Here is a 449-nt window from a genome sequence, read left to right on the forward strand (position 1 = left end):
AATGCCAGAAAACCAAAACTCTGCTCATCTCAGCACGGAATCTGACCAGGCTTAGCATGCGAACAGAGACAGCAATCATACTCAAAAGCAAAGCGAGGCTGAGACACCCTGTCCCATGTCAATTTTCACCTTGCGCTTGCCTCGCAGATTGCAGCGAGTGTAGCCCAAACAAGCCTTTATCTGACCAAAGACAGGCTCGACATCTATCTTTCGCTGGGCATAGATGCGACGGCCTTCTTCCGATAAAAGCGTCTGGCTTTCTTTGAGTTTCAGGGCTTGATAACGCTCATTGATATAAAGCCCCTTTTGGGGTGCCTGCTCTGGCTGATCCGTGAGATAAACCTTGATTTCTTGTTCAAACCCTGTGCTTGTCTTCCGAGTTTCGACATGATGAAAGGAATATACAAAGCCATCCGGATGAGTATAGCTGTCTGAAGCTTCAGCGTAGA

Annotated in this window: 1 protein-coding gene; it reads right to left on the reverse strand. The window is 47.7% G+C overall.

Translation table 11 applies throughout. From position 1 onward, the window contains the following. Positions 1-81: 81 nt before the first annotated feature. Positions 82-449 (reverse strand): transposase (locus STRDD11_RS13345; protein ID WP_206512728.1); only part of this gene is annotated, 368 nt, incomplete at its 5' end.

Source organism: Streptococcus sp. DD11 (assembly GCF_001578865.1).
GTDB lineage: Bacteria > Bacillota > Bacilli > Lactobacillales > Streptococcaceae > Streptococcus > Streptococcus panodentis.